The organism is Streptomyces sp. NBC_00005, from assembly GCF_045160215.1.
Taxonomy (GTDB): Bacteria; Actinomycetota; Actinomycetes; order Streptomycetales; family Streptomycetaceae; genus Streptomyces.
On record NZ_CP108316.1, the window covers coordinates 3,387,081 to 3,412,107 of the forward strand.

Annotated in this window: 22 protein-coding genes; 4 read left to right on the forward strand and 18 right to left on the reverse strand. The window is 70.4% G+C overall.

The genetic code is table 11. From position 1 onward, the window contains the following. The first annotated feature begins 22 nt into the window (after positions 1-22). On the forward strand, positions 23-922 hold the full coding sequence (locus OG303_RS15485; RefSeq protein ID WP_405868917.1) for an aminoglycoside phosphotransferase family protein: 900 nt from the start codon (positions 23-25) through the stop codon (positions 920-922). A 101-nt stretch (positions 923-1,023) separates the two neighbouring features. On the opposite strand, the gene OG303_RS15490 is transcribed toward OG303_RS15485, so the two are convergent. From OG303_RS15490 to OG303_RS15505, 4 genes are read right to left on the reverse strand one after another with little or no spacing between them, the layout of a single operon-like run. Continuing rightward, positions 1,024-2,253, reverse strand: a complete 1,230-nt coding sequence (locus OG303_RS15490; RefSeq protein ID WP_405868919.1) for an amidohydrolase family protein — start codon at positions 2,251-2,253, stop codon at positions 1,024-1,026. Then, on the reverse strand, positions 2,250-3,704 hold the full coding sequence (locus OG303_RS15495; protein WP_405868921.1) for a sodium:solute symporter: 1,455 nt from the start codon (positions 3,702-3,704) through the stop codon (positions 2,250-2,252). Before OG303_RS15495 ends, OG303_RS15490 begins: the two co-directional genes overlap by 4 nt. After that, positions 3,701-3,907: a hypothetical protein gene (locus OG303_RS15500; RefSeq protein ID WP_405868923.1), complete on the reverse strand. Its 207-nt coding sequence runs from the start codon at positions 3,905-3,907 to the stop codon at positions 3,701-3,703. The genes OG303_RS15495 and OG303_RS15500 overlap by 4 nt, the downstream gene beginning before the upstream one ends. Then, positions 3,889-5,115: a M20 family metallopeptidase gene (locus OG303_RS15505; RefSeq protein ID WP_405868925.1), complete on the reverse strand. Its 1,227-nt coding sequence runs from the start codon at positions 5,113-5,115 to the stop codon at positions 3,889-3,891. The genes OG303_RS15500 and OG303_RS15505 overlap by 19 nt, the downstream gene beginning before the upstream one ends. 180 nt (positions 5,116-5,295) lie before the next feature. Here OG303_RS15505 and OG303_RS15510 point away from each other — a divergent pair, with 180 nt between their 5' ends. Beyond that, positions 5,296-6,297, forward strand: coding sequence for an Lrp/AsnC family transcriptional regulator (locus OG303_RS15510; protein WP_405868927.1), 1,002 nt, complete (start codon positions 5,296-5,298; stop codon positions 6,295-6,297). 103 nt (positions 6,298-6,400) lie between these two features. Here the strand turns inward: OG303_RS15510 and OG303_RS15515 are convergent, their stop codons facing one another. Genes OG303_RS15515 through OG303_RS15530 form a run of 4 tightly spaced genes read right to left on the reverse strand, consistent with a single transcriptional unit; the run spans position 6,401 to position 9,384 of the window. Beyond that, positions 6,401-6,619 (reverse strand): ferredoxin, encoded by a 219-nt coding sequence (locus OG303_RS15515; RefSeq protein WP_405868929.1) that lies wholly within the window; start codon positions 6,617-6,619, stop codon positions 6,401-6,403. A 1-nt stretch (position 6,620) separates the two neighbouring features. Continuing rightward, a complete protein-coding gene (locus OG303_RS15520) occupies positions 6,621-7,838 on the reverse strand; it encodes an NADH-ubiquinone oxidoreductase-F iron-sulfur binding region domain-containing protein (protein WP_405868931.1) in 1,218 nt (405 codons plus the stop codon). Continuing rightward, entirely contained in the window at positions 7,835-8,416 is a 582-nt protein-coding gene (locus OG303_RS15525; protein ID WP_405868933.1) for a ferric reductase-like transmembrane domain-containing protein, read from the reverse strand. Before OG303_RS15525 ends, OG303_RS15520 begins: the two co-directional genes overlap by 4 nt. After that, a complete protein-coding gene (locus tag OG303_RS15530; protein WP_405868935.1) occupies positions 8,413-9,384 on the reverse strand; it encodes an FAD:protein FMN transferase in 972 nt (323 codons plus the stop codon). Before OG303_RS15530 ends, OG303_RS15525 begins: the two co-directional genes overlap by 4 nt. Before the next feature lie 24 nt (positions 9,385-9,408). Between OG303_RS15530 and OG303_RS15535 the strand changes: the two genes are divergently transcribed. Continuing rightward, positions 9,409-9,816 carry a hypothetical protein gene (locus tag OG303_RS15535; RefSeq protein WP_405868937.1) on the forward strand — a complete coding sequence of 136 codons (408 nt, stop codon included), beginning with the start codon at positions 9,409-9,411 and terminating at the stop codon, positions 9,814-9,816. A 109-nt stretch (positions 9,817-9,925) separates the two neighbouring features. Here the strand turns inward: OG303_RS15535 and OG303_RS15540 are convergent, their stop codons facing one another. The 9 genes from OG303_RS15540 to OG303_RS15580 all read right to left on the reverse strand — a co-directional run bounded on the left by OG303_RS15540 (position 9,926) and on the right by OG303_RS15580 (position 22,277). Beyond that, positions 9,926-11,629, reverse strand: a complete 1,704-nt coding sequence (locus OG303_RS15540) for a proline--tRNA ligase (protein WP_405868939.1) — start codon at positions 11,627-11,629, stop codon at positions 9,926-9,928. A 72-nt stretch (positions 11,630-11,701) separates the two neighbouring features. Continuing rightward, entirely contained in the window at positions 11,702-12,268 is a 567-nt protein-coding gene (locus tag OG303_RS15545; protein ID WP_405868941.1) for a GNAT family N-acetyltransferase, read from the reverse strand. Between the two features lie 54 nt (positions 12,269-12,322). Continuing rightward, the gene (locus OG303_RS15550) at positions 12,323-13,171 is read right to left on the reverse strand and encodes a GNAT family N-acetyltransferase (protein WP_405868943.1); all 849 of its coding nucleotides are present in this window, start codon (positions 13,169-13,171) and stop codon (positions 12,323-12,325) included. Between the two features lie 98 nt (positions 13,172-13,269). Next, positions 13,270-15,039 carry an alpha-L-fucosidase gene (locus OG303_RS15555; RefSeq protein ID WP_405868945.1) on the reverse strand — a complete coding sequence of 590 codons (1,770 nt, stop codon included), beginning with the start codon at positions 15,037-15,039 and terminating at the stop codon, positions 13,270-13,272. 171 nt (positions 15,040-15,210) lie between these two features. Continuing rightward, the gene (gene ispG, locus OG303_RS15560) at positions 15,211-16,368 is read right to left on the reverse strand and encodes a flavodoxin-dependent (E)-4-hydroxy-3-methylbut-2-enyl-diphosphate synthase (protein ID WP_405868947.1); all 1,158 of its coding nucleotides are present in this window, start codon (positions 16,366-16,368) and stop codon (positions 15,211-15,213) included. A 200-nt stretch (positions 16,369-16,568) separates the two neighbouring features. Continuing rightward, a complete protein-coding gene (locus OG303_RS15565) occupies positions 16,569-17,861 on the reverse strand; it encodes a M50 family metallopeptidase (protein ID WP_405877279.1) in 1,293 nt (430 codons plus the stop codon). Between the two features lie 8 nt (positions 17,862-17,869). Further along, a complete protein-coding gene (gene dxr, locus OG303_RS15570) occupies positions 17,870-19,315 on the reverse strand; it encodes a 1-deoxy-D-xylulose-5-phosphate reductoisomerase (protein ID WP_405868949.1) in 1,446 nt (481 codons plus the stop codon). A 96-nt stretch (positions 19,316-19,411) separates the two neighbouring features. Further along, on the reverse strand, positions 19,412-21,355 hold the full coding sequence (locus OG303_RS15575; RefSeq protein WP_405868951.1) for an acyl-CoA dehydrogenase family protein: 1,944 nt from the start codon (positions 21,353-21,355) through the stop codon (positions 19,412-19,414). Positions 21,356-21,467: 112 nt separating this feature from the next. Continuing rightward, positions 21,468-22,277, reverse strand: a complete 810-nt coding sequence (locus OG303_RS15580; RefSeq protein WP_405868953.1) for a GH12 family glycosyl hydrolase domain-containing protein — start codon at positions 22,275-22,277, stop codon at positions 21,468-21,470. Positions 22,278-22,500: 223 nt separating this feature from the next. On the opposite strand from OG303_RS15580, the gene OG303_RS15585 reads away from it, so the two are divergent. Further along, a complete protein-coding gene (locus OG303_RS15585) occupies positions 22,501-23,517 on the forward strand; it encodes a LacI family DNA-binding transcriptional regulator (protein WP_405868955.1) in 1,017 nt (338 codons plus the stop codon). A gap of 57 nt (positions 23,518-23,574) precedes the next feature. Here OG303_RS15585 and OG303_RS15590 read toward each other — a convergent pair whose 3' ends face one another. Beyond that, the gene (locus OG303_RS15590) at positions 23,575-24,813 is read right to left on the reverse strand and encodes an IS110 family transposase (RefSeq protein ID WP_405868957.1); all 1,239 of its coding nucleotides are present in this window, start codon (positions 24,811-24,813) and stop codon (positions 23,575-23,577) included. Between the last annotated feature and the right edge of the window lie 214 nt (positions 24,814-25,027).

Below are 25,027 nucleotides of genomic sequence, written 5' to 3' on the forward strand. Positions count from 1 at the left end.
ACTGGAAGGGAACGACTCGCGCATGGCTTTCGCACCGCCGCAGCGTCTGGTCAGGGCGCTCGGTGAGACGGCACCGGACGGCGACGACTGGCTGGAGAAGCTGCCCGCGGCGGCCCAGCAGGCCGTCGCGCTACGCGAGTTGACCGTGGAGCGGGTGCAGGTGCCTGGTGGCCGCAGCAGCCTGGTTGTGCTGGTCCGGCGCTCCGACGGCACCCCCGCTGTGCTCAAACTGGCCCCGCCGCGGTTTCGGCCGGAGGCCGAGCGGGCGGCGCTGGCGCGCTGGGGCGGCCTGGGTGCCGTGCAGGTGCTCGAGGAGCCGGCTGTCGAGGGCGTGCTGTTGCTGGAGCGGCTGCATCCCGATGTTTCCGTGCGGTCGCTCCCCGAGGCGAAGGCACTGCTGGAGGCTGCGGGGACGCTCCGACGGCTGTGGGTGGAGCCGCCCGGTGATCATGTCTTCGAGACAGTGACCGAGCGAACGGGGCGGCAGGCCGAGGCGATGAGGGCCAGTGCGGTGGCGGACTCCGGGGTGGCGATGCTGGTCGACGCCGCGCTCGCCGCGCGTGAGGAGCTGTTGGCTGCGCCGCCTGAGCGGCGGTTGCTGCACGGGACGTTCCGGCAGAGCAAGGTACTGGCGGGTGAGCGGTCTCCTTGGCTGGCCGTGGGGCCCGATCCGGTGGTCGGTGAGTGTGCGTTCGATCTGGCTCGGCTCGTGCGGGACCGGGTGGAGGATCTGATCGCCACACCGTCCGGCGCCGCGACGACTCGGCGGCGCGTCAAACGGCTCGCCGAGTCGCTCGACGTGGATCAGGAGCGGTTGCGGGGGTGGACGTTGTTCCGGGCCGTGGAGTCGGGGGTGCGGGCACTGCGCGTGGGGCGGCCCAAGGATGCGGAGTTGTTGTTGGAGTTTGCCGGGTGGCTCTGAGGTACGTGCGGTTCGTTGCGGGGTGCGGGTGCGTTGTGGCTGGTCGCGCCCACGCGGCGGAGCCGCACATCGATACGGCCCCGCGCCCCTTCACCGGCGTTCTACTCACCCTTCTCGCGCAGTACCGTCCGGACTCCGTCCTTCCATACCTCCGTCACATGTGAAGGCAGCGCCGTGAGGTCGTACGCGTTGCCCTCGACGAGGACCAAGTCGGCTCGGCGGCCCGGCTCGATCAAGCCCAGGTCGTCGTAGCCCAGCAGGCGCGCGGACGATGATGTGGCCGCGGCGAGCACCTCGCCCGGGCTCATGCCGCACTCCTCCATCAGCGGCAACTCGTCCAGGTTGGTGCCGTGCGGGCCGATGCCGCTGTCGGTGCCCATGGCGATGCGGACGCCCGCCTCGGCGGCCCGGCGTACGGAGTCGGCGTGCACCTCGGCCACCTCCGCGGCCTTGCGGACCATGGCGTCGGGGATCTGGACTCCGGCCTCGGCCGCGCGGATCACCGCCACGGGAGCGATCAGCGTGGGCACGAGCCAGGTGCCGCGTTCCAGCATGAGGTCGATCGCCTCGTCGTCGAGGTAGATGCCGTGTTCGATCGAGCGGACTCCGGCGCGGACGGCGTTCTTGATGCCCTCGGCGCCCTGGGCGTGGGCCATGACGTAGCGGCCCTGGGTGGTGGCCTCGGCGACCAGGACGTCCAGTTCCGCCGGGGTGAACTGGCTGTGCCGGGGATCGTCGCGCGGGGAGAGGACCCCGCCGGTGGTGCACACCTTGAGGACCTCGGCACCGGCCCGCAACAACGTGCGGGCGGTGCGGCGCATCTCGTCCGGGCCGTCGGCGATCGCGGGCGGCCGGCCCGGGTGCGGTACGGCGAGACCGGCGCAGTGGCCCGAAGGCATCCAGTTGTCGCCGTGGCCGCCGGTCTGGCTGATCAGGCCGATGGAGATCTGGACGCGCGGGCCGGTGACGAGGCCGTCGTCGACCGCCTGTTTGACGCCCAGGTCGGCGCCCGCGGCGTCGCGGACCGTGGTGATGCCTGCTTCGAGGGTGCGCCGCAGGTTCACCGCCGCCTCGAAGAACTGGTACGAGAACGGCTTCTGCAGGGCCCCGAGCAGGCCGATCCCGTTCAGGGTGAGGTGGACGTGGCAGTCGAAGAGGCCCGGGAGGAGGGTGCGGCCGGTGCAGTCGACGTGGGTGTCGCCGTCGAGATCCGTCCCCACGTCGACGATGCGGCCGTCGGCCACCACCACGTCCGCGGGGGCGGGGTCGGCCCCGGTGCCGTCGAAGACGAGGCCGCCCGTGAAGACCGTACGGAGTGCTCCTGCGCTCATGCCGTCACCGCCACCTGCTCGTCGGTCTCCGGTTCGGGGGCGGTGCCCCGGGCGAGGAGTCGTTCGGCGAGCGCCGCGAGGGCCAGGACGACGAGGTTGGCGCCGAGGCCGACCAGGCCGACGTTGACGTTCCCGGTCAGCCCCTTCTCCCAGAACGTCAGCCAGATGACGACCAGTTCGCCCGTGAACAGCCCGGCCAGGACGGGCACCTTGCCCACCGGGCGGCGGGCCAGGAAGCCCAGGGCGATGGCGGGGGCGAGCTGGACCGTGCCGCTGTAGGTGAGCAGCAGCAGGTTGGCCAGCAGGTCGGGGCGGAAGATCGCCAGGAGGAGCGAGAGGCCGCAGGCGGCCACCACCGTGCCGTGGTTGATCCAGAACTGGGTGCGCTCGCCCTTCACCCGCGCGATGTTGCGGGCCACCAGCGACGAGATGCCGATCAGGATGCCCGCCGCCGGCACCATCGCCGTCGCGATGGCCGCGATCACGACCAGCCCGGTCGCCCACTCGGGCAGCACCTGCTTGCTCAGGGTCAGCAGGATGCCGTTCGCCGAGCTGCCCGGCTTGAGCACGAGGACGGCGGCGAAGCCGACGATGATGGGCATCAGAAGGCAGAGTTCGTACAGCGGCATCCATGTGTAGTTGCGACGCAGCACCTTGGGGTCGCGGGCGGACATCACGGCGGGCCAGGCGTGCGGCAGGCACATCAGGCCGACGCCGATGGCGCTGACCAGCATGCTCGTGGTGAACCAGACGTGGTCGGCGGGACCGGCGTGGATCGTCAGCATCTCGGGGTGCAGCTTGTCGATGCGGTGGAACATCGCGGTGACGCCGCCCGTGAAGTGGGCGGGGACGGCGACGAGCAGCACGGCCAGGACGACCAGCATGACGACGTCCTTGAAGTACGACGTCATCGCGACGCCGTGCAGGCCCGCCCACAGGACGAAGGCCACGACCAGCACGCAGCCGATGATCATGCTGAGGGTGCCGGAGGCCGAGTCGCCGGTGACGAGCTGGACGATCAACCCCAGTCCGGTGATCTGGAGTTGGAGGTACGGCAGCACGAAGACGACGCCGAGGACGGCCGCGACCGTGCCGAGCAGCTTGCTGTCGTAGCGGTCCTCCAGGTAGTCGCCCTGGGTGAGGTAGCCGCGCTCCTTGCCGAGCGACCACAGGCGCCTGGCGAGGAAGAACAGGACCATGTAGCCGATGGGGACGTACGGGAGGGCGTACAGGGCGGCGACTCCGCCACTGAACGCCAGGCCCGCCATGCCGAGGAAGGTGAACGTGGTGAACACCTCGCCGGCCTGCAGGAACCACATGCTCACCGCGCCGAAGTTGCGTCCGCCGACGGCCCATTCGGCCAGGTCGGCGGCGGGCTTGCGGCGGCCGACGAAGCCGAGGACGCCGATCAGCACGATGCCGGTGAAGGTCATGACGACGATGGTGGTCACTTGTCGCCCTCCTCGGCGGTCTCGCGGGTCATCAGACGCTCCGTCAGCAGCAGCGCGGGCGTGCACATCACGCACCACACCGCGCCCCAGACGAGCATCCGGGGCAGGCCGAACCACAGCCCGTCGGTGTTGACGAACGGCAGGAAGGGCATGAGGGCCAGCGCCAGCGCGGGCACGGCGGGGATCAGGTGGTAGGGGCGCACTGCGCCTCCTTGGCAAGTCGGTCCAGCCGGCGGACGGCCAGTTCGGCGAGCAGGGCAGAGCCGTCGCAGACCACGCTGTCGTCGAAGGCGGCGAGCGGGGAGTGGTTGCTGGGCGCGGTCTCCGGATCGCCGGTGGCGTCGGCGCCGAGGAAGACGAAGGCCCCCGGCACCCGGTCCAGGACCCGGGAGAAGTCCTCCGAGCCGGTGATCGGGTCGGCGAGCTGCTCGAAGCTCTCCTCCCCGAAGGCCTCGCGGACGGTGTCGGCGAGGAAGTCGTGCTCGGCGGTGTGGTTGACCGTGACCGGATACTCGGGGACGAAGTCGACCTCGGCGGTGAGGCCGTGGGCCGCGGCGATGTCCTTGCAGAGGCGTACGGCTACTTCGGCGGCGCGTTCGGCGGCGGCCGGGGAGAAGGTGCGCACGGTCGCCTCGAAGACGGCGTCGTCCGGGATGATGTTGCGCCGGGTGCCGGCGTGGAAGGTGCCGACGGTGACGACGACCGGATCGAAGACGTCGAAGCGCCGGGTCACCATCGTCTGCAGAGCGGTGACCATCTCGCAGGCCGCCGGCACCGGGTCCAGCGCGGCGTGCGGCCGGGAGCCGTGCCCGCCGGCTCCGACGACCCGTACGTGCAGGCCCGCCGAGGCCGCCATCAGCGTGCCGGGTCGGGAGGTGAAGACGCCCGCGGGGTACGACGACGAGCTGACGTGCAGTCCGTAGGCGGCGTCCACCGGGCGGCCCGCCGCCTGCAGCACGCCCTCCTCGACCATGTGCCCGGCGCCGTCCCAGCCCTCCTCCCCCGGCTGGAACATGAACACCACGTCCCCGGCGAGGCTTTCGCGCCGGTCGGCGAGCAGCCGGGCCGCGCCGACCAGACCGGCGGTGTGCAGGTCATGGCCGCAGGCGTGCATGGCGCCCTCGATCCGGGAGGCGAATTCCTCACCGGTGCGCTCGGTGACCGGCAGGGCGTCCATGTCTCCGCGCAGCAGCACGACGGGTCCGCCGGGCTCGCCCCCGCCGCGCAGGACGGCCGTGACGGAGGACAGCGACGTACCCGTGCTGATCTCCAACGGCAGTCCGTCCAGCGCGGCCAGCACCTTCTCCTGGGTGCGCGGCAGATGCAGTCCGATCTCCGGTTCCCGGTGCAACGCCCGGCGCAGGACGGCCAGTTCGCCCTGGAGCTCACGCGCATCGTCTCGCAGACTCATCCCTCTCCCCTCGTACGTCGCTCACGCAACTCCAGGACGCTGCCCAGCCATGCGGGCGCTCGCGCGTCGGACGGCGTGCGGATCTCTCGTCCGGTCCGCCATGATGAGAGGGCGGTGCATCACCGCAGGAGAAATTCGAGGAATCCGCCGTGTGACGGATGTGAATCCGAAGGATCCGCCATGCTGTCCGAGTCCGACCTCGCCCTGGTCAACGCGCTGCAGGTCCGTCCGCGCGCCCCCTGGTCGCTGATCGGCAGGGCGCTGGGCGTCGGTCCGGTCACGGTGGCCCGGCACTGGGAGGGGCTGGTCGAGCGGCGCGAGGCGTGGCTGACCGCCTATCCGGGCTCCGCGGTCGGGGAGCGGCTGGTCTTCGCCTTCGTGCAGGTGGACTGCGCGCCCGGCGAGGCGATGCGGGTGGCCCGTACGGTGGCCGCAGATCCGCATCTGACCGCGGTCGACTATGTGGCGGGTCCCTGCGACCTGGTGCTGCACCTGGTGGCGTCGAGCCTGGAGGCGGCGTCGCGCTACGTGGTGGACCGGCTGTCGGGGCTGCCGGGAGTGGTGGGGACACGGACGCTGGTCGCGCCCCGTATGTACGCGGAGGGCAGTCGCTGGCAGGTGCGGGCGATCTCCCGCGCCCAGCGCGGCACACTCACGGCCGTGGAGCCCTCACCGGGCATGTCGCCGCGGTTCGGGGAACTGGACCGGGCCCTGCTGCTGGCCCTCGGGGAAAACGCCCGGGCCACGCACACCGAGCTGGCCGAGCGGCTCGGGGTCGGTGCCAGTACGGTTCGCCGTCATCTGAACGCGGCCCTGGCGGGCGGGCTGATCCGGTTGCGCTGCGAGATCGCCCGCTCGCTGTCGCCGGCGCCGGTGACGATGCTGCTGTGGCTGCGGGTACCGCCGGATCAACTGGAGCGGTCGGCGCGGACGTTGGGACGGTTTCCCGAGGTGCGAATGTGTGCGGCGGTGAGCGGGGCGGCGAATCTGCTGGTGGGTGTGTGGCTGCGGTCGCCGGCCGATGCGGTGGGGCTGGAGAGTGAGATGGTGGGGAAGCTGTCCCGGTTGGAGATTGTTGACCGGGCGGTCACGCTGCGGCCGGTCAAACTCGGCGGTTGCCTGCTCGACGAGCGGGGCCGCATCAGCGGGCGGGTCCCCATGGACTTCTGGGCGGACGCTTAGGGCGGCACAGCTCGGGGCTGCAGGATGTCCTCGGGCTGCGGGTGCGTTGTGGCTTGTCGCGCCCACGCGGCGGAGCCGCATATCGATACAGTCCCGCGCCCCTTCAGGGCGTTCGTCCGGCCGTCAGCTTCAGGGCCAGGACGGGGCAGTCTGCTGCTGCTCTGCGGGCTCGTTTCACCGTTCTCGCAGGAACAGGCGCCCCATCCACCATCGGGTAGCCCCACTCGTCCGGCGTGATGTGTTCGGGGAGCAACTCGGCGCACAGGCCGTGCCCTTGGCAGGCGGTCCAGTCGATGTCGATGTGCTGGGCGGTGTCGGCCATGTCAGCTCTCCTCGTGCGGGACGGGCAGCAAGGGTGTCGGGTCGGTCGCCGTGCACAACCCCCGTGCGTGGGCGTCGAGTTCGGCGGTGAAGGTGGTCAGGGCGCTGCGGACCAGGCGGATCGTGCCGTCGGGGTGGTGGCAGGCGCCGCGGCCCTCGACGAGGCCGGACCAGCGGGCGATGTCGGCACGGTCGGTGCCCTGGGGGCCGGGTGTGGCCAGGGTCCGGAAGGCGGCGGCGATCCGGGGCAGGCCGTTGAGGCAGGGGCCGCACTGGCCGGCCGACTGGAGGGCGAGGTGGCGCAGGACGCGGGCCGTCTCCGCGAGGCCGCAGCGGTCGGCGGGGAGGGCGGCCAGGACGCCGGCGCCCATCGTCGTGGCGTCCAGGGGGAGTTGGGCCGCTTCGGCCGCCGGGATCCAGGTTCCGTGGTAGCCGCCGAGCAGGACTGCGGACATGCCTTCGACGGGGACGATCCGGTGCAGTGGCATCCCGAACGGGGCCTCCACGACCCGGACTTCACGCCCCGGCTCATGCACCGTGCACAACGCGCTGCCCGGCTGGGCCGGGGTCCCGGCGGTACGGAACCAGTCCGCGCCGTAGCGGGCGACCAGTGCGAGATGGGCCAGGGTCTCCACGTTCTGGACGAGGGTCGGGGCCCGGCCCACCCCGCGTTCGCGGACCGGCGGGTCCTGGTGGGCGGGCAGCGCGGCGCCTCCGCCGACGTACTGGGCGAGAGCGGACGCCTGACCGGACAGGAACCGTTTGGGGACTCGTACGACCTGGACGGCGACGGGGTCGCCGCGCCGGGCGAGGGCCGACTCCAGGTAGGACGCGCCGTCCTCCACCGCGAGGTGGGCCCGATCCGCGCCGACCGCCCTGGCGGCCACCTGGACTCCGTCCAGGACGAGGTGGGGCGAGAGGGCGAGCAGTGTCTTGTCCTTGCGGCTCGCGGGCTCGCCCTCGGCACCGTTGGCGACGACGACCGGGGCACGCCCGGTACGGCGGCCTGCCTCGGCGACCGCGGCCAGCTTGCGGTGCACGGGGAACGCCGCTCCCCCGCGCCCGGTGAGGCCCGATGCGGCCACGGTTCTCAGGAGGGCGGCCGGGTCACCGTAGGACAGTGGGCCGTAGCGCTGTTCGTGGGTGGTGAGGTCGGCCGGGGCGCCGCCGGGGGCGAGCAGCCGCGGGGACATGTACAGGTCGGGGAAGGTCGCGGTCATGAGCGGACTCCTTCGGCCGTGCGGAGAAGGGCGGCGGGGGTGCGGCGGGCGGCGCGGGCCGAGTGCGCCACGCGGATGCCGAAGGCGGCGATCACGGCGGCCACGCAGGAGACGGTCAGCCAGGTCATCCAGTCGGTACCGGTGTCCGTGCCGATGCCGATGCCGTGCACCAGGGCGACGGGCCAGGAGACGTACGCCAGCCAGTGGACGGCACGCCAGGCGCGGTGGCCGATGCGTTCGCGCAGGAGGCTGGTGATCAGGACGGCGAGCATCAGGTCGAGGGCGACCGTGCCGAGGCCGAGCCACAGGGGCTGGTAGTCGGAGGCGAAGGGCACGAGGACATCGAGGACGGTGATGTCGACGTAGCTGTCGACCACCGCGAACGCGATGTGCAGGGCCAGGAAGGCCGTTGCGGAGAGCGACAGGGTGCGGTGGAGGGATACGGTGCCGAAACGGGGCAGGCCGGGGACCTTGCCGCGGAGCCTGACCGCGATGCCGAGCAGGACGACGACCGTGAAGAGGACGAGGCAGACGGCGCCGGTTGCCCTGTTGGCGTACCAGAGGGTTTCGGAGGTCATGCGACTGCCTCCATGTCGGCAACAGCGGTGGGCCAGCTGGGAGTTGTGACGACCGTGCCGTCCTGCGCGACCAGCCGGGCCGGCAACCCCCGTCGCGTCAGCCACCGTTCCGCGCCCGCGCCCTTCACCAGGGCAGCCGTGGTCGCCGCGTTGGCGTCGGCGCAGGTGGACGCGGCGACCGAGACGGTGCGCCAGGGGCTGCGGACCGGCAGGCCGGTGCGCGGGTCCACGATGTGGTGGAGGTCGTGGCCGCTGCGGCGCCAGTTGCGGGCACCGGTGCCGGAGGTGGCGAGGCCGCCGCTGCGCAGGCCGACGGTGGCGTACGGGCCCTGCGCGGGCGTCTCCTCGACCGGGGCGGTGACGTCCTGGACGCGGATCTGCCAGCCGCCCGCCGGCGGCTCGCCCGCCACGGCCGTGTCACCGCCCAGGCTCACCAGGACTCCGCAGCCGGACGCCTCGGCGAGCATCGCGGCGGCCTTGTCGGCGGCCCACGCCTTGGCCGTGGCGCCCAGGTCGAGGCGGACGCCGGCCGGGACGGTGACCGCGCCGGACGCGCGGTCCAGCCGCACGGTGCGCCAGCCCGGGGCCCGCCTCACGGTGAGCCGCACCGGGCGGTCGTCCTCCTGGACCAGGGTGAAGTCGCGGTCGTAGCCGATCGCTTCCATCGCCGAGCCGACCGTGGGGTCGACGGTGCCGTCGGTCGCCTCGGCCGCGTGCAGGGCGACCGCGAGGGCCTCCGCGAGCAGAGGGCTGACCCGGACCGGGCGGCCCGCCGTGCCGTCGAGGGCGGCGAGCTCCGAGTCGGCGCGGAAGCGGCTGCAGGCCGCGTCGACCTCGGCGAGGTGCCGGGCCAGGAGCAGGTTGCAGGAGTCGAGCAGAGCCGGGTCGGTGACGACCAGGCGGACGGTGGTGCCGAGGGCCCGCCACTCGGTGGCGGCCGTGGTGCGGGTCTTCACGGGCGTGCTCATCACGACGCCCCCGAGGTGGAGTCGGTGGAGCCGCTTCCGTCGGAGGAGGTGAGGCCGCCGGAGGAGGAAGACGACGAGGACGAGTCGTCCGAGGTGCTGCTGCTCGACGAGGAAGAGGCAGAGGACGAGGAGGAGGACGAGGAACTGTCGGAGGAGGACGAGTCAGAGCTGGAGTCGTTCGTGCTGCTGGAGTCGTTCGTGCTGCTGGAGTCGTTCGTGCTGCTCGTGCCGCTCGTGCTCGAACCCGTCCTGCTGCTCGCCGAGTTGGCCGCCGCGTCGGAGTCCGCCTGCATGGTGCCGATGAGGGCGAAGACCCCCGCGGTGGCCGCGAGCGTGATGGCCGCGGCGGTGGCCGCGGTGCGCCGGGCACCTCTGCGGACGGCTGCCGCGGCACCTCGTTCTCTGGTGGACATGACCGTTCCCCTCCCATAGTGACGCTCTGTCACGCACTACGGTCGGGGAACGGCCTGAGAGAAGTCTGTGAGGCGCCTTTAGGGTCCCGGAGACGTTTCTGAGGAGTTCCTTTAGGCGGCTACGGCGACTAGGCGGTGAGGCGGGCGATCGCCTCGTCCACCGTCAGCTCCTCGCGCTCGCCGGTCTTGCGGTCCTTCAGCTCGAGGACGCCCTCGGCGGAACGGCGGCCGGCGACCAGGATGTGCGGTACGCCGATGAGTTCGGCGTCCGTGAACTTGACGCCCGGGGAGACACCGGCACGGTCGTCGACGAGGACGCGGAGGCCGGCGGCGCGCAGCTTCTCGGAGACGTCGAGGGCCAGTTCGATCTGCAGGGCCTTGCCCGCGGCCACGACGTGCACATCGGCCGGCGCGACCTCCTGGGGCCACACCAGGCCGTGCTCGTCGGCGGTCTGCTCGGCGAGGGCCGCGACCGCGCGGGAGACGCCGATGCCGTAGGAGCCCATGGTGACGCGGACCGGCTTGCCGTTCTGGCCGAGGACGTCGAGCTTGAGGGCGTCGGCGTACTTGCGGCCGAGCTGGAAGATGTGGCCGATCTCGATGGCACGGTCCAGCTTGAGGCCGGTGCCGCACTTCGGGCAGGGGTCGCCCTCCTGGACGACCACGACGTCGACGTACTCCGCGACCTCGAAGTCGCGGCCGACGAGGACGTTCTTCGCGTGGATGCCGCTCTTGTTGGCGCCGGTGATCCAGGCGGTGCCCGGGGCCACGCGCGGGTCGGCGATGTACTTGACCTTCTCGCCCAGCCCCTGCGGGCCGACATAGCCGCGGACCAGGTCCGGGCGGCCCGCGAAGTCCGCCTCGGTGACCAGCTCGACGACCGCCGGGGCGAAGTGCGCCTCGACCTTGCCCAGGTCCACCTCACGGTGGCCGGGCACGCCGATGGCGACGATCTCGCCGTCGACCTTCACGAGGAGGTTCTTGAGGGTGGCGGAGGCCTCGACGCCGAGGTACGCGGCGAGCGTCTCGATGGTCGGGGTGTCCGGGGTGGGGATCTCCTCGAGCGCGGGTACGCCGGTGGCGTCCACCGGCTTCAGCTCGTAGGTGATCGCCTCGGTGTTGGCCGCGAAGTCGCAGTTCGGGCAGTCCGCGAAGGTGTCCTCGCCGGCCTCGGCCGGAGCGAGGAACTCCTCCGACTTGGAGCCGCCCATCGCGCCCGCGGTCGCGGCGCAGATGCGGTAGTCGAGGCCGAGGCGCTCGAAGACGCGCTGGTAGGCCTCCCGGTGCAGGGCGTAGGACCGGGCCAGGCCCTCGTCCTCGGTGTCGAAGGAGTACGAGTCCTTCATCAGGAACTCGCGGCCGCGCAGGATGCCGGCCCGCGGACGGGCCTCGTCACGGTACTTGTGCTGGATCTGGTAGAGGATGACCGGCAGGTCCTTGTAGGAGGACGCCTGGTCCTTCACCAGCAGGGTGAAGATCTCCTCGTGGGTCGGACCGAGGAGGTAGTCGCCGCCCTTGCGGTCCTGGAGGCGGAACAGCTCGGCGCCGTACTCGTCCCAGCGGCCGGTCGCCTCGTAGGGCTCCCTCGGCAGCAGGGCGGGGAGCAGCACCTCCTGGGCGCCGATCGCGTCCATCTCCTCACGGACGATCCGCTCCACGTTGGCGAGGACCTTCTTGCCGAGGGGAAGCCAGGACCAGATACCGGCCGCCGTGCGGCGGACGTAGCCGGCGCGGACGAGGAGCTTGTGGCTGAGGACCTCGGCGTCCGCCGGGTCGTCGCGCAGCGTCTTCGCCAACAACTGGGACATGCGCTGGACCGGTGCGTTCGCCATGGTTCTCGTACTCCTGCTGCGTGAGGGTGATGTCAGGAGGTTAGCCGGGGGGCCGGTTCCGTTGGAAATCGGTTAGCGGTGCCGGAGAGGGAGTGGGGCGCCCATCACGGCGTACGGCTTCGGGGCGCTCGGGAAGAGGACCTGGCGGGCCAGGTCCTGGTAGCCGAGGGAGTGGTAGAGGCCGCGGGCGGGGCTGTCCATGTCGATCGCCGACAGGATCGAGCGGGGCTCGTCGGCGGCGTCGGTGATGGTCGTGATCAGGGAGCGGCCGATGCCGCGGTTCTGGTGGCTCGGGTGGACGTGCAGCTCGGTGATCACGAAGGAGTCGTCGAGCCAGCCGCCGTGTCCCTGTGCGCGCAGGTAGGGCTCCACGACGGTGGACCACCAGTGCGTGCGGTCGTTCGGCATGCCGTAGACGAAGCCGACGAGGCGGCCTTCGCTGGTGGCGCCGAGTGCGCGGGCTCCCGGGTACGTCATGTGCCGCAGGACGATCTGCCGCCGTACGGCGACCTCGTCGACGCCGAGTCCGAAGGCCACGGCCTGCACGGCGAGCGCCTCGTCGACCCGGCCGGGCAGGTCGAGCGGGCCGATCACGACGTCGTCGGGTTGGCGGTGTCCGTGACCGGGAAAGCGCAGCATGCCGGGGAGACTACAGGGCTCGTACGAGGGTCAGAACAGCCCTGTGAGGTGCCTCTAGAAGAGAATGCTCATGAACGCGCCGACCTCCTGGAACCCCACCCTCTGGTACGCCCTTCGCGCCGGGGTGTTGAAGTCGTTGACGTAGAGGCTGGCGATGGGGGCGACGTCCGCCAGCGCGTACCGGAGCACTGCCGCCATGCCCGGTGCGGCGATCCCCAGCCCCCGGTACTCGGGGGCCACCCACACCCCCTGGATCTGGCAGGCCTGGGCGGTCGCGGCGCCGATCTCCGCCTTGAAGACGACCTTGCCGTGATCGTCGAGGCGGGCGAACGAGCGGCCGGAGCCCACGAGTTCGGCGACCCGGGCCTGGTACAGCAGCCCGCCGTCCCCGGCGAGCGGCGAGACACCGACCTCCTCGGTGAACATCGCCACGCACGCCGGCATGATCGTCTCCATCTCGTCCTTGCGGATACGACGGACGTAGGGATCCGGGGCGATGTCGGCGGGCATGCGGTCGGTGACCATGAGCGGCTGCTGGGCGCGGACCTCGCGCGCGGGACCCCAGCTGGGTTCGAGCAGGCGCCACAGCAGCGTGGTCGCCTCGACGGGGCCGACGATCGACGAGCAGCGGCGCCCGGCTCTGCGCGCGCGATCGGCGAAGGCGCGCACGGCGCGCGGGGTGGCGCAGATCGGGACGAGGTTGGCGCCCGCGTAGCAGAGGGAGGTCAGCATGCCCTCCTCGTAGAAGCCCCACATCTCGCCGCCCAGCCGCCACGGGTCGAGGCCCGCGACCTGGACCCGCGAGGTCACGAAGGCGTTCGTGACCGGCTCACGGCCGAGTACGGCGAGCGCGGCGTCCAGGTCGCTCGGCTCGAGCACCCGGGAGGTGGTCTGGGTCAACACGTGCGGGGCCTCACCCTGGGGTTCTGCTGATCTCCGCACTGTACCTGCCGAATTTGTGCCGCGCCGCCCCGATGGGACGGCGCGACGGAGCACGCGCGTCAGCCGTGACTCACGGGGTACCCGTGGCCGACTTCGATCTCGTCGATCCGTAGCTGACGGTAGAAGTTCGGGACGGTCTCGGCGGACCAGGTGGTGGGGACGTCGAGGCGGATGTAGCGGGTACGGAGCCCGCCGCCGAGGTCGACGAACCTGACCCCGCGGGCGCTTTCGAGCACACCGGCGCGCACCTCACGCCAGGTCGTGCCGTCGTCACTCACCGACACCGTGTAGTCCTTGATCCTCGCCGAGTCCTCCTTCCTGCCGAAGGTCTCCCTGTTGTACGTCGGCGACCACTCGCGCTGGTTGATCCCGAGGAAGGCGGCCTTGCGGACGCGGCCGAGGTCGAGGGTGTAACTGGCGGGCAGGACACCCTTGTTGTCGGTGTAGGTGGTGAAGTCGCCGTCGGTGAGGGCCGGTTCGCTCGCCCGGACCGTGCCGGTCGGGTAGACGCCCTCGCGGTCCGGCGCCGTGCGCACCTTGAACACGGTGTCGTACGGGTCCCAGGTGCCGATGCCCTTGATGGTGAGGGTGCCGTCGCGCTGGTCGAAGTGGAGCTTCCTGCCGGTGCGCAGGTCGGTGATCTTCTCGACGCGGTAGCCGTTGTCGCGGACGCGGACCTGGTCGCCGCTGGTGGGCCGGGTGGTGACATGGACGTACTGCGTCCGCGGGTCGGCGCGGCTGATGGTGACGTAGCCGTACGAGCCGTCGTTCCAGGCGCCCGGCTGCATGCCGCCGTACATGAAGCCGCCGGCGTCGACGCCGTGCAGGGACTGCCAGATGGGCGGGAGGTAGTCCTTCATCAGGCCGAGGAACTTCTCCTGCTGGGGTGGGAAGCGGCCGTTGACCATGGCGGTGAAGTCCATGAGGGACTTGATGGAGTTGCCCGCGTTGGCGATGTAGCGGTCGACGTTGAGGCCGGTGGACACCGGGCGGTCCTGGCCGTCGTACCACCAACTGCCCGTGTCCGGGACCTTGTAGCAGGACTCGGTGAGGCGGGGCATGGGGGTCCAGATCGCCGACGGCTGGTCGTACGGCGGGGTCATGCCGACCTTCTGCTCGTGGGACACCATGTCCATGATCGGGGTGTCCTCGTTGTTGTTGCTCAGGGTCATGTCCGGGCGCAGCTTGCGTATCTGTTCGTAGAGCTGGTGCTGTTCCCAGTACTCGTTGTCGTTGTCGATCCAGAAGCCCGAGAGCTTCGGATAGTTCTTCATGACCTCGAAGAAGTTGTCGTAGCTGAACTCGCCGAAGCCGGGGCGGGTGGTGAGGTCGACGTCGTGGCCCTTGTAGGCGGAGTAGGCGGCCGAGTCGAGGGTCTCGACGCCCTGCTCGTTGTGCCACTGGGGATCGTCGGTCATGTAGAGGATGACCTTGATGCCCTTGGCGTCGGCCGCCTTGATCAGCTCGCCGAGGATGTCCCGCTCGGTGGAGCAGGAGCCGGGGATCTTCGACGGCCAGGGGCGGGCGTAGCCGAGGCGGGAGTGGAAGGTTGCGAGCACGATGTAGCTCGCGCGGATCTTGCGGGCCTCGTCGACCCAGTAGTCGGGGTTCCAGCCGCCGTCCGTGACGTCCTTCTCCCAGGAGTCGCAGTCGAGGTGCTTGGGGGCGGTGAACATGCCCCAGTGCAGGAACATGCCGGCGGTGGCGTTGCGGAGCATGGTCTGGCGGGGCGGGGGCTGCTCGGCGGCGCGGGCGTGGGCCGCGGGGGCGGTCGCGAGCAGCAGCGCGAGGAGGGTGGTCCAGAGGGCGAGGAGCCTACGGCGTCTCATACGGTCACCTTGGTCATCCGACGTATGCGGTGGACGTACGTATCTCTTGGGACGGTTGGGCCGGTGCGGCCCACACGGTCTCGCCATACATCGGAGCTGTCAAGGTAACTGGAAACAATACTTACGCCCCGCCACAAGGGATGTGACGGGGCGTGGGAAAGTGCGGGTGGGTCAGCCCGCGACGGACACCGACGGCTCGCCCGAGGTCACGCCGTCCGCCTCCATCTGCTCGGCCAGCTTCATGGCCTCCTCGATGAGGGTCTCCACGATCTTGGACTCGGGGACCGTCTTGATGACCTCGCCCTTGACGAAGATCTGTCCCTTGCCGTTGCCGGAGGCGACGCCGAGGTCGGCCTCGCGGGCCTCGCCCGGGCCGTTGACGACACAGCCCATGACGGCGACGCGCAGCGGGACCTCCATGCCGGTCAGGCCCGCGGTGACCTCCTCGGCCAGCTTGTACACGTCGACCTGGGCGCGGCCGCAGGACGGGCAGGAGACGATCTCCAGGCCGCGCTGCTTGAGGTTCAGGGACTCCAGGATCTGGTTGCCGACCTTGACCTCCTCCACGGGAGGCGCGGACAGGGACACGCGGATCGTGTCGCCGATGCCCTGGGAGAGGAGGGCGCCGAAGGCGACGGCCGACTTGATCGTGCCCTGGAAGGCGGGGCCCGCCTCGGTGACACCGAGGTGCAGCGGGTAGTCGCACTGGGCGGCGAGCTGCTTGTAGGCCTCGATCATCACGACCGGGTCGTTGTGCTTGACCGAGATCTTGATGTCCCGGAAGTCGTGCTCCTCGAAGAGCGACGCCTCCCACAGCGCGCTCTCGACGAGGGCCTCGGGGGTCGCCTTGCCGTACTTCTGCAGCAGGCGCCGGTCCAGGGAGCCCGCGTTGACGCCGATGCGGATCGGGGTGCCGTGGTCCTTCGCGGCCCGCGCGATCTCCTTCACCTTGTCGTCGAACTGCTTGATGTTGCCGGGGTTGACCCGGACCGCGGCGCAGCCGGCCTCGATGGCCGCGAAGACGTACTTGGGCTGGAAGTGGATGTCGGCGATGACCGGGAGCTGGGACTTGCGCGCGATGGTGGCGAGCGCGTCCGCGTCGTCCTGTGTGGGGCAGGCCACCCGCACGATCTGGCAGCCGGAGGCCGTGAGCTCGGCGATCTGCTGGAGGGTGGCTCCGATGTCGGAGGTGCGGGTCGTGGTCATCGACTGCACGGACACGGGGGCGTCGCCGCCCACCGCCACGGTGCCGACCTGGATCTGCCTGCTCTGCCGGCGCTCGGCAACCCTGGTCGGAACGGACGGCATGCCGAGAGAAATCGCAGTCATCTGCTGTGCAACCCCAAGTCGTGGATCAAGGTCCGGTCCCGGAACGGCGGGCTCCAGGCTTCGAGATTACGTGATGTGCACGGGGCCGGGCACTCCCCCACCTCGAACCCACTCGGCGGGGGGACCCCCACGGCCGTAAACCCACTCAATGGAAGGCGGCCCGGCGCACAGCATGCCGGGCCGCCCCAAACTCCACGTGTCTAGGTGATTTTCACCGGGTTGACGACGTCCGCGACGAGGACGAGAAGGGTGAAGCAGACGAAGACTCCGGCCACCACGTAAGCCACCGGCATCAGCTTCGCCACGTCGAACGGGCCCGGGTCCGGGCGGCGCAGCACCTTTGCCACGTTGCGGCGCAGTGCCTCCCACAGCGCGCCCGCGATGTGGCCGCCGTCCAGCGGGAGCAGCGGGAGCATGTTGAAGAGGAACAGGGAGAGGTTGAAGCCGGCGACCAGCATCACGAACATCGCGAGTTGCTGGCTGGCCGGGATGTCCAGGGTGAAGATCTCGCCGCCCACGCGGGCCGCGCCGACCACGCCCATCGGGGAGTCCGCGGCCCGCTTGCCGTCGCCGAAGGCCGCGTCCCAGAGGCCGGGGATCTTGGCGGGCAGGCTCGCGATGGAGTCGACGGCGTCGCCGACGCGGTCGCCCATCCAGGTCAGGGACTGGCCGAAGTCCTGCTGGACGATGCCGGTGGCCGCGCTGAAGCCGAGGAAGCCGGCGTTGACGTACTTGCCCTCGACGATCTGGCCGCTGGAGTCCTTCTTGGCGACCTGGTTGCTGGCGATCGTGGCGTGCAGGGTGACGTCCTGGCCCTTGCGGTCCACGACGATGGGCACGTCCTTGCCGGGGTTCGCGCGGATCAGGTCGGACAGCTTGTTCCAGTCGTCCGTCTTCACGCCGTTGAAGGAGACGATCTTGTCGCCCGGCTTGAGGCCCGCCGCCGCGGCCGGGGCGGCCGGGTCGGACTTCTTGCAGGTGTCGCGGTTCTCGCTCTGCGCGATGACGCACTGGGAGACCGAGCTGACGGTGGTCGTCTGCTGGGCGATGCCGAAGCCCATCAGGACGGTGAAGAACAGGCCCACCGCCAGGATCAGGTTCATGAAGGGGCCCGCAAACATCACGATGACCCGCTTCCAGGGCTTGCGGGTGTAGAAGAGGCGGGTCTCGTCGCCGGGCCGCAGTTCCTCGAAGGCCGCCGAGCGGGCGTCCTCGATCATGCCGCGCCAGGGTGAGGTGGAGCGGGCCTCCAGCCTGCCGTCGGGGCCGGGCGGGAACATGCCGATCATGCGGATGTAGCCGCCGAACGGGATGGCCTTGATCCCGTACTCGGTGTCGCCCTTCTTCCGCGACCAGATGGTCGGGCCGAAGCCGACCATGTACTGGGGCACGCGGATGCCGAAGAGCTTGGCCGTGGACAGGTGCCCCAGCTCGTGCCACGCGATGGAGACCAGCAGTCCGAACGCGAAGACGACTATGCCGAGGATCATCATCAAGGTCGTCATGCACGCGCCTCCGCGGTCGCCGTAGTCGTCTGCCCTGTCAGTTCCCTGGTACGGGCCCGTGCCCAGGTCTCCGCTTCGAGGACGTCCGGCACGGTGAGTGAGGTTCCCGTGCGCGGGGTGCCGTGCTCCTCGACCACCCGGGTCACGGTCTCCATGATGGCGTTGAACGGCAGCGCGCCGCCGCGGAACGCCTCCACGCACTCCTCGTTGGCCGCATTGAACACCGCCGGGGCGGTGCCCGCGAGCTCACCCACGTGCCGGGCGAGGTTCACCGACGGAAACGCGTCATTGTCGAGCGGGAAGAACTCCCATGTCGACGCCTTGCTCCAGTCGAAGGCGGGCGCCGCGTCCGGGACGCGCTCGGGCCAGCCGAGGCCGATGGCGATGGGCCCGCGCATGTCGGGGGGCGTCGCCTGGGCGATCGTAGATCCGTCGGTGAACTCAATCATCGAGTGAACATACGACTGGGGATGCACGACGACCTCAATGCGGTCGAAGGGAATGTCGTACAGCAGGTGTGCCTCGATGACCTCCAGGCCCTTGTTGACCAGGGTCGCGGAGTTGATCGTGATCACCGGGCCCATGGCCCAGGTGGGGTGGGCGAGGGCGTCCTGGACGGTGACGTCCGCCAGTTCGGCCTTCGTCCGGCCGCGGAAGGGGCCGCCGGAGGCCGTGACGACGAGTTTGCGTACGTCCGCGCGCGTGCCGGCCGCGAGCGCCTGGAACAGGGCCGCGTGCTCGGAGTCGACCGGGATGATCTGCCCGGGCTTGGCGAGCGCCTTGACCAGCGGGCCGCCGACGATGAGCGACTCCTTGTTGGCGAGCGCCAGGGTGCGGCCCGCCTCCAGGGCGGCGAGGGTCGGGGCGAGACCGATGGAGCCGGTGATGCCGTTGAGCACCGTGTGGCAGTCGGAGGCCGCGAGCTGTGTGGCCGCCTCCGGTCCGGCGAGGATCTCCGGGAGCGGCTCCCCCGCGCCGTACTGCGCGGTGAGCGCCTCACGCAGTGCCGGTACGGCGTCCTCGCGGGCGACGGCGACGGTCCGCACCCGGAGCCGGCGGGCCTGCTCTGCGAGGAGGGCGATCCGGCCGCCGTTGGCCAAGAGCCCGGTGACCCGGAAGCGGTCGGGGTTGCGCAGCACGAGGTCGATGGCCTGGGTGCCGATCGACCCGGTGGAGCCGAGGATCACCACGTCCTTGGGGCCGCTGCCCGCCACGGGGTCGTAGACGAGGTGCGGGTCGGCGAGGGCGGGGGCCGCAAGCCCCGTCGTCCGCCCGGAGGGCGGGCCTTGCGGCGTCAGGTGCGTGCCCTCGGCGCGCCGGGCGTCGGCCTTCGTACTGGATGTACCCGGGTCGGCGCCCGGTGCGGCGAGAGTGCGTGCATGGCGTCGCGGGGCAGACGGGGCTTCCGGCCCGCGCCCTCGGGGGGCTGGACTGTCGGTCATCCCTCCATTGTTGCCGTAAGGACCGTGTGTGAGGACACTGCGTCCCCCTCATCCCCCGCACGGGGGGGCGAGGGGGACGCCTTTGTCATCGACCGGTCATCGGATCGGCCGGTGCAGGTTCTCCTTCTCCGAGGCGCCCGGGTCCGCCGCGGCGATCCACGGTCCCTCGCCCGACGGGTCGACAATGCCGTCCTCCAGCCACTCGTACGTGCCCGACATGATGCCCTTGACCAGCTTGCGGTCGACGTCGTCGGTGTTGGTCCACAGGCGGTCGAAGAGTTCCTCGACGCGGATGCGGGACTGGCGGCAGAAGACGTCGGCCAGTTGGTAGGCCTCGCGGCCGTGGTCGCCCTGGCTGCGCAGGAGTTCGGCCCGTACGCAGGCCGCGCTCATCGCGAACAGTTCCGCGCCGATGTCGACGACGCGGCCCAGGAAGCCCTGCTTGGTCTCCATCCTTCCCTGCCAGCGGGACATGGCGTAGAAGGTGGAGCGGGCCAGTTTGCGGGCGTTGCGCTCGATGTAGCGCAGGTGCCGGGACAGGTCGACGTCATGCTTGAACTCGCCGTAGGTGCCGGGGAGTTGGCCTTGTCCCGCGACGAGCTTCGGGAGCCACTTGGCGTAGAAGACGCCCGCGTTGGCGCCCGCCTTCGCCTTTTCCTGCAGGGATTTGTCCGGGTCGATGAGGTCGCCGGCCACGGAGAGGTGGGCGTCGACCGCCTCGCGCGCGATCAGCAGGTGCATGATCTCGGTCGAGCCCTCGAAGATGCGGTTGATGCGCAGGTCGCGCAGGACCTGTTCGGCGGGGACGGCCCGTTCGCCGCGGGCGGCCAGGGAGGCGGCCGTCTCGAAGCCGCGGCCGCCGCGGATCTGGACGAGGTCGTCGGCGATGAGCCAGGCCATCTCGGAGGCGTAGAGCTTGGCCAGCGCGCCCTCGATGCGGATGTCGTTGCGGTCCTCGTCGGCCATCTGTGAGGACAGGTCGAGTACGGCCTCCAGGGCGAAGGTCGTCGCCGCGATGAAGGAGATCTTCTGACCGACGGCCTCGTGGTGGGCGAGCGGCTTGCCCCACTGCTCGCGGGCCGCCGACCACTCGCGGGCGATCTTCAGGCACCACTTGCCGGCGGCCACGCAGGACGCGGGCAGGGAGAGGCGCCCGGTGTTGAGCGTGGTCAGCGCGATCTTGAGGCCGGCGCCCTCGGGGCCGATGCGGTTGGCGGCGGGGACCCGGACCTGGTGGAAGCGGGTGACGCCGTTCTCGATGCCGCGCAGGCCCATGAAGGCGTTGCGGTTCTCGACCGTGATGCCGTCCGAGTTGGTCTCCACGACGAACGCGGTGATGCCGCCCTTGTGGCCCTCGCTCTTCGGCACCCGCGCCATGACGACCAGCAGGTCGGCGACGACGCCGTTGGTGGTCCACAGCTTCACCCCGTCGAGGACGTAGTCGTCCCCATCGGGTACGGCACTGGTCGCGAGCCGTGCCGGGTCGGAGCCGACGTCGGGCTCGGTGAGGAGGAAGGCGCTGATGTCGGTGCGGGCGCAGCGGGGCAGGAACTGCTCCTTCTGCTCGGCCGTGCCGAACAGCTTCAGCGGCTGCGGTACCCCGATCGACTGGTGCGCCGACAGCAGCACGCCGATCGCGGGGCAGGCGGAGCCCGCCAGGGCCAGGGCCTTGTTGTAGTACACCTGGGTGAGGCCGAGACCGCCGTACTTGGTGTCGATCTTCATGCCGAGGGCGCCGAGGTCCTTGAGGCCGTTGATGACCTCGTCGGGGATCCGGGCCTCGCGCTCGATCAGCGCCCCGTCCACCTTCGTCTCGCAGAAGTCGCGGAGTTTGGCGAGGAACTCCTCTCCGCGCTGGACGTCCTCGGTGGGCGGCATGGGGTGCGGATGGATGAGGTCGAGGCGGAAGCGGCCGAGGAAGAGTTCCTTGGCGAAGCTCGGCTTGCGCCAGTCCTGTTCACGGGCCGCCTCCGCCACCTGGCGGGCCTCGCGTTCGGTGACGGTGGGGCGTCGGGAAGATGGTGCGGGTGCTGCGGACATGAGGGCCACCTCGCCGCGAATCGGGATCTTGGTCCAGTTTTGGTTACCGACGGGTGCTACCCGATCGTATGTACCCGATTCACGGAGAGGTCACCACCCTTCACGCAACCGTTCAGCCGATATCGACCGAGTAGCTCTTGGTGTCGAGGCGGCCCGTGCCCTTGAAGACCTCGGTGCCTGACTCGATGCCGGAGACGTATTTGTCGTTGCTCAGGAGCTTGCGCCGGACGAGTGCCTGGGTGAAGTCGTCCAGGTCGAGCGTCGCCCTGGTGGTGTTGGTGCGGCGGACGAAGGAGTAGACGTTCCAGCCGATGTTGCCCTGGTAGATGTCCCACTGGGTGCCGCCGAGGCTGACGCTGCCGTACTTGGTGCCGAGGGGGCCCGCGCCGCCCTGCCGGTTGAGCCAGATCATGACCTCGTCGGTGGGCTGGTCCTGCCAGTCGGCGGTGTTCTTGGCGTGCAGCCACAGGTCGTAGGAGACGTTCATGGTGCCGGGGGTGGAGGGCAGCGTGAAGTCCCAGGTGGTCCTGACGGGCTTGCGGTCGCCGACGCGGATCGGCAGCCCGGTGGACGCCTTGTCGACCTTCCAGCCCCAGTGCCAGCCGAGGACCGTGCTCGCGTACGACTTGACGTCGGAGTCGGTGCCCTTGCTGTTGTTGGCCCAGCTGTAGTTCGTGCCCCAGGAGATGGTCGAGCCCGACCGGGAGTTGTCCCAGACGCACTGGCTGCCGGTGGCCTTGTCCTGGCCCCAGAGGTTGTTGTTGACGTAGTACTTGCCGAGCGTGACCGTGTCGAAGGCCGTGCACTTCCTGCCGGCCTCGCCCGCCTGGGCGACGGTGACGCCGGCGGCGGCCGTGAGGGCGACCGCGGAGGCGAGGAGGGTCTTCGCCGGCTTGGACATACGCGGTCTGCGGTGTTGCATCGGGGGTCCTTCCGGGGGACGGTTCGGGTACGACCTCTCAGTGGCCGCCGAGTGCCGGGAAGGTTGCCGCCCGCCAGAAACGACACCTCGGAAAAGAAAGGTGTCGAAGCGCTTCGACAACCTATGGACACCCACCCCCGCTAGAGCTAGTGTCGAACCACCCTCACCCGCCCGTATTCGCAATGCGCACTGTCGAAGCGCTTCACACCGCTTGGAGAGCTGGATGGTCACCCTCGCCGAGGTCGCCCAGCACGCCGGAGTCTCGGCGAGCACGGTGAGCTATGTCCTCAGCGGCAAGCGGTCCATCTCCACGACCACCCGGCAGCGGGTCGAGCAGAGCATCCGCGAGCTCGGCTACCACCCGAACGCGGGCGCGCGCGCCCTGGCCAGCAGCAGGTCGAACATCATCGCGCTGATGGTCCCGCTGCGCACCGACATGTATGTGCCGGTGATGATGGAGATCGCCATCGCGGTGGCCACCACGGCCCGGACGCACGGCTACGACGTCCTGCTGCTGACCGGCGAGGAGGGCCCCGACGCCGTACGCCGCGTCACCGGCAGCGGCCTGGCCGACGCGATGATCCTGATGGACGTCGAACTCGACGACGAGCGGCTGCCGTTGCTGCGCGGCACCGACCAGCCGTCCGTGCTGATCGGGCTGCCCGCCGACACCAGCGGCCTGACCTGTGTCGACCTCGACTTCAAGGCGACGGGTGCCCTGTGCGTCGAGCACCTGGCGATGCTGGGCCACCGCGACATCGCTGTCATCGGCGAGGCCCCCGCGGTCTACGAGCGGCACACCGGCTTCGCCGAGCGCACCCTCGACGGACTCCGCTCCCGGGCACGGGAGTTGGGCATCGGGGTGCTGCACCGGCCGTGCGAGGGCGGTTACGACGCCATGGCCGTCACCCTTGCCCGCATCCTCGACGAGCGCCCGGGCACCACCGGCTTCGTCGTGCAGAACGAGTCGGCGGTCGAGCCGCTGCTCGCCCTGCTGCGCCAGCAGGGGCGTGCCATCCCCGAGGACGTGTCGGTGGTCGCGGTCTGCCCGGACCAGGTCGCCGTCCAGGCCTCGGTGCGGCTGACGTCCGTCGCCATCCCCGCGCAGGAGATGGGCCGGCACGCCGTGGAGCGTCTGGTCGCCAAGCTCGACGGCCGCGGCAAGGACGAAGTCGTGCTGATCGCACCCGAGTTGACGGTACGGGCGAGCACGGGACCGGCGCCCTCGACCACGTCCTGAACACCTCTCGACACCTCCTGATTCGAAAATCCCCCGTCCCGTGTCCGTAGCCGCTGGTCAGGCAGCGCCTTCTGTTTGGAGGGTCACTTGGTAGCCGAGTTGGTTGAGCTGGCTCACCAGGCGTCGGGTCTGCCTGGCCCGGCCGGTGCGTTCGAGGAAGTACTGGCCGGTGAGGTCGGCGTATTCGGTGTCGTGGGTGAACATGTGCCAGACCGCGATCAGGATCGAGTGCTCCAGGGCGACCAGGGCACGCTTCTTGCCGCGGCGGGCCACGATGCGTCGGTAACGGGCGGCGAGATAGGTGTCCTTGGTCCGCGACGCGGAGACGGCGGCCTGGCCGAGGGCTGCCTTGAGCCAGGGGTCGCCGTGCCGGGTCTTGCCGCTGCCGGTCCGGCCGCCGGACTGGTGGTTGCCGGGACAGACGCCGGCCCAGGAGGCCAGGTCGGCCGCGCTGGGGAAACGGTCGATGTCGGCGCCGATCTCGGCGAGGATCACCTGTGCCGCGCGGGCCTCGACGCCGGGGATCGTCACAAGCAGCTCGATCCGGCGGCGAAAGGGCTGCAGCATCACCTCGATGTGCTCGCTCAGGCGGGTCTCGGTGGCGGTGCAGGCATCGATCCGGTCCAGCATCGCCCGGGCCAAGAACGCGTGGTGGCTGGTGAAGTTGCCGGTCAGCGCCTCGGCCAGGGCGTCGGTCTTGCGGCGCATGCTGCCCTTGGCCAGGTCCGCCAGGACGTGTGGGTCGCGTTCACCGGCGATGAGGGCCTCGAGCATCGCGCGGCCGGAGACGCCCAGAATGTTGGAGACCGTCGAGGACAGTTTGATGCCGGTGTCCTCCAGCAGCTTCTCCAGCCGCTGGGTCTCGCGGGTGCGTTCGCGGACGATCTCGGTGCGGTAGCGGGTGACGTCCCGCAGCTGCCGGATCGGTTGCGGGGGCACGAACGAGGGTCGGACCAGGCCGTGTTCGACGAGCTTGGCGATCCACTCGGAGTCCTTGACGTCGGTCTTGCGGCCGGGCACCGACTTCATGTGGCGGGCGTTGAGCAGCCAGCATTCCATGTCGTGTTCCAGCAGGTAGAACACCGGTTTCCAGTAGACGCCGGTGGCTTCCATGCCGACCACGGTGATGCCTTCGGCGAGCAGCCAGTCCCGCATGGCCAGCAGGCCGGAGGTCACCGCGGAGAAGGTCCGCACCTCGCTGCGGCGCCGCTTGCCGGTGCTCGGCACGCGGACGCAGACCTTCACGTCGACCTTGCTGATGTCGATCCCCGCCACGCGTTCGTGGATCACGTCCATCCCGTCGGCACCCCCTCCGGTCATCGGCCGCGAGCACGCGACCGTCCGGCGGGGGTCCGGCAGGCGGAAGAGTCTGATTCACGTGCTCGGAGCAACACATCCGGGTGCCTGTCGGTGGACCCCCAGCGTCCTACTGACCCACGGGCTCGGAACGCGCCAAGGCGATACGACGTCCGCCGGACGACCACACACCGATTTTCACGCACACAGGGTG